The organism is Vibrio sp. 1-1(7) (assembly GCF_013048485.1).
Lineage (GTDB): Bacteria > Pseudomonadota > Gammaproteobacteria > Enterobacterales > Vibrionaceae > Vibrio > Vibrio fujianensis.
The window spans coordinates 1-3,644 of the sequence record NZ_VHSP01000016.1 but is presented as its reverse complement, the minus strand read 5'-3'; the positions used below and the strand labels follow the sequence as shown (position 1 = coordinate 3,644).

The window sequence follows — 3,644 nt, the reverse complement described above, 5'->3', positions numbered from 1 at the left end:
AATACTTTGAAATAGTTAGCAAAGTTACATAACAAAGCATTCAAGAGGGACAGTCAACGCTTGGCCGTTTTGGTTTGGTTGGCATTTGAGGTTAAGGCTGGCTAGTTTTAGTACAGTTATTTGCGTTGCCTGCCCCTTAATGCGGCGTTAGCAGTATTCAACAAGTTGACCAAAACATATAATCAGCTATAATCAAGTCCTCTTTACGCGAATTGGGGTGAAAACCCTAGTCGGGTGTACAGCCAGACTCAAATTTATTGAGCGGGATTAGGTGCGCTAGAGGCCTCTGCGGGCCCCAGTCGCAGGCTCCTAAAACCCGCAGAGGCCTCTAGCGCTTCCTTTAGGTAAAGAGTAAAACGGCTCACGATGTGAGCCGTTGTCGTTTATAAACTATGTCGAGTGTAGGCAGGGTATTTTGAAGTTTGAAGATCGCCGAGTAGAGCTACTGTCATCGATATCAATAGAAGAATCTAAAGTAAACCTCTCTCACCCAATAGTGTTTTTATGCGGGGGTAAAGTTGACGTTACCGTTTCTGATATTTCAGTTCGAAATATGCTGTTAGAGCATCTTGCAGGCTCTAACCCCGCCCTTTTTGACAAAATTAAGCTGGCTGAATATTTCAAGGACTGGCTTCATGATGCAGTCTACGACAACTTGCTGACGTTTGAAGATGATATAGCAAGCGTTTCCTCCCTAATAATTATTATTCTTGAAAGTGCTGGTTCAATTGCTGAGTTAGGTATATTTTCTGCAAACCCAAAGCTTAAAGGTAAGTTACTAATATTTATCCAAGAATCACACTTCGAACAAGATTCTTTTATCAAGTTAGGTCCTCTTCGTCATATCGACCCCGATGATGACGGTTTCGTTTGCTCCTATTCTTGGGATGATTCGAACATTGGTAGTACCCTTAGACCTTACCTGATTGATATCGAGCGAGATATAACGGAGTTTTTGTCACATACACCTGAACTAGTTCATGTTGACCAGGCAAGTTCAGGTCATATAGCATTCTTAATATATGAATTAGTGAGTATCTTTAAAGCACTTAAACTGACGGAAATTGAGGCTTATCTTAAGGTGTTAGGTTTTGATAAAAGCCGTGTTGAAATAAAAAGATTGTTATTTCTGCTCAACAAACTAGAGTTTGTTGATTCTCGAAGACGAGGGAAGTTAGATTACTACTTTCCTATATCTAAAGAACTGAAAGTTCATTTTACTAATCAAACTGGAAGGCCTAGGTTCGACAGACAGAAAATGACAATGGCGGCTATGCAGTTTTACAATACCAATGATTCCGAAAGACATAGAATGTTTGTTATTTCTGAGTTGCTACAAAAAGAGAAAGAGCAAGCAGAGGAGCAAGGCGCAGCATGAGTTATCTAGAGCAGTTTACTGAAATAACTTCTTTGAGTTCTGTTGAAATATTAAACTTTGTTAAATCAGCTCCTTACCGTTACAAACAATACTATATTCCAAAGAGGAGTGGTAGAGGTGTTAGGTTAATTGCACAACCTTCGAAAGAAGTTAAATACATGCAATATATTGGTAAGCAATTAATTCTCGATGAATTACCTGTACACGCAGCTGCTTACGCGTATCAAAAGGGCGCCAGTATTAAAGCTAATGCGAGTCAGCATGTATCAAATAAATATCTGTTGAAGATGGACTTTTCGGACTTTTTTCCCTCGATTAAGCCGCCACTCCTATTGGATGTAATACAAAGTAAGGTTGGTACTTTATCAACTCATGATACAACCCTTATAAAGAGGTTGTTTTTTTGGCAGCGTGAAAGAATCTCACCTTTGCAATTGAGTATCGGAGCTCCTTCATCGCCATTAATATCTAACGTCGTTATGTATGATTTTGATGAGTTCATTCATGCGTACTGTTCGGAACGTGGTATTAACTATACCAGATATGCTGATGACTTATCTTTCTCTACCAATAAACGAGGGCTGCTATTTCACATTCCAGAATTAGTATCAAGCTACTTAACGGAAAACGAACATTTAGGTTTGTCAATAAATTCAGGAAAGACAAAGTTTTCTTCTAAAAAACATAATCGTCATGTGACAGGCTTAGTCCTAAATAATGAAAATCAACTTTCACTTGGGCGAGAAAGAAAGAGAAAAATACGGACTCTTGTGTTTTTATTCTCTCAATCGGCTCTAGATTTGGATGAAACCTATCATCTTAAAGGTTTGCTCGCTTTTGCATTAAATATCGAACCAAATTTCATTCTACGACTTAGAAGTAAATACAGTTCTGAGATGATAGATAGCATTTTCCGCTATCAAGAATAATACTGCTAACAAAGCATTTAAGAGGGACAGCCAACGCGTGGCATTTTTATTATGCGTTAGTTTTTTTGATTACGGTGTTATGCGGTGAGTTGGTAGTCGCGTTGTCTGCCCCTTAATGCGGCGTTATGCGCCAAAGATCGGATTAACATCCATGCTCTTATGTAAAATACGGACGACTCTAATTTGTTGGCTGCCTGTTTGTTGATAAAAAATTACATGGCTACCTTGAGGAAATTTCCGGTAACCATCTCGAATTTCATCACACGATTTGCCGATGTCGGGATTTTCAGCCAAAAGCCAAAATGAATCGTCAAATTGCTTTAAGTAGATGTTTCGCTGTTCTTTGCCCCAACGGCGTTGAGTAAATAAAGCGATATCACGTAAATCAGTTTTGGCTGCAGTTGTAAGATTAAATGGTTTCATCGATTAGTTTCACTATCAAGTTCATTGATGAAACTATCAAGGTCGTAATCAGCGTCACCACTTTGTTCACCTTCAACAAGTAGTTGACGAAGAGTCTGCAGTTTAGTCTCTTGGTTTTCGAGTAAACGCAAAGCAGAGCGAATGACTTCACTTGCAGAGCCATAACGCCCACTTTGAATTTGGTTTGTGATAAAACCATCAAAGTGCTCACCAAGGGTAATACTTGTGTTCTTAGCCATAAATTTCATCCTCAAAAGTACCAAGAAGTACCTAATTATGGTATCAAATAACTTCCAAGGCAAGGCGCATAACAAACGCTTCAAGAGGGACAGCCAACGCGTGGCATTTTTATCGTGCGTTGGTTTTTGTGATTACGGTGTTATGCGGTAAGTTGGTAGTAGCGTTGGCTGCCCCTTAAGCGGGCGTTATGTTCTTTGTGCCTTGATTGCACTGAAATTGCCCCCATATAATTGGCTATATCCATCTAAAGACTGGGGTTTATAATGTGGGATACACGCTTCAAACCAGCTACTGATAGTGGCTTTAAACGCAATGAATTTTCTCGAGATCGTGCAAGAATTATTCATTCGGCTTCATTTCGCCGTTTGCAGGGAAAGACGCAAGTTCTCGGGTTAGGGGAAAGCGATTTTTACCGTACCCGTCTGACTCACTCATTAGAAGTGGCTCAACTTGGCAGCGGTATTGCTGAGTTTCTAAAAACTAAATACCCAGAAAATGAAAATCCAGAAATTTTCGAGTTGATCCCAGAGCAAAACTTAATTGAATCCGGTGTTTTTCAAGTTAGTTGTCATCATTTGCTTAGATATTAAGCAGCATCTTTTTCTGGATTTAAATGCACTTCACCAACAGGCTCACAGTTTCTGATATCACGAGACCAACGCCCTGGATTTTTA

4 protein-coding genes and 1 pseudogene are annotated in these 3,644 nt (G+C 39.5%); 3 read left to right on the top strand and 2 right to left on the bottom strand.

Features of this window, described 5'->3' with window-relative positions:
- Positions 1-415: 415 nt before the first annotated feature.
- Together FKN05_RS16360 and FKN05_RS16355 are read left to right on the top strand one after the other, a co-directional pair.
- The gene (locus FKN05_RS16360; RefSeq protein ID WP_170887995.1) at positions 416-1,378 is read left to right on the top strand and encodes a retron St85 family effector protein; all 963 of its coding nucleotides are present in this window, start codon (positions 416-418) and stop codon (positions 1,376-1,378) included.
- Positions 1,375-2,307: a retron St85 family RNA-directed DNA polymerase gene (locus FKN05_RS16355; RefSeq protein ID WP_170887993.1), complete on the top strand. Its 933-nt coding sequence runs from the start codon at positions 1,375-1,377 to the stop codon at positions 2,305-2,307. Before FKN05_RS16360 ends, FKN05_RS16355 begins: the two co-directional genes overlap by 4 nt.
- Positions 2,308-2,430: 123 nt before the next feature.
- Here the strand turns inward: FKN05_RS16355 and FKN05_RS16350 are convergent, their stop codons facing one another.
- Together FKN05_RS16350 and FKN05_RS16345 are read right to left on the bottom strand one after the other, a co-directional pair.
- Positions 2,431-2,730: a type II toxin-antitoxin system RelE/ParE family toxin gene (locus FKN05_RS16350; protein ID WP_000802131.1), complete on the bottom strand. Its 300-nt coding sequence runs from the start codon at positions 2,728-2,730 to the stop codon at positions 2,431-2,433.
- Positions 2,727-2,969: a type II toxin-antitoxin system ParD family antitoxin gene (locus FKN05_RS16345; RefSeq protein ID WP_002044787.1), complete on the bottom strand. Its 243-nt coding sequence runs from the start codon at positions 2,967-2,969 to the stop codon at positions 2,727-2,729. The genes FKN05_RS16350 and FKN05_RS16345 overlap by 4 nt, the downstream gene beginning before the upstream one ends.
- A 264-nt stretch (positions 2,970-3,233) precedes the next feature.
- Between FKN05_RS16345 and FKN05_RS16335 the strand changes: the two are divergent.
- Positions 3,234-3,518, top strand: a pseudogene (locus tag FKN05_RS16335) (anti-phage deoxyguanosine triphosphatase); the annotation flags it as partial.
- Between the last annotated feature and the right edge of the window lie 126 nt (positions 3,519-3,644).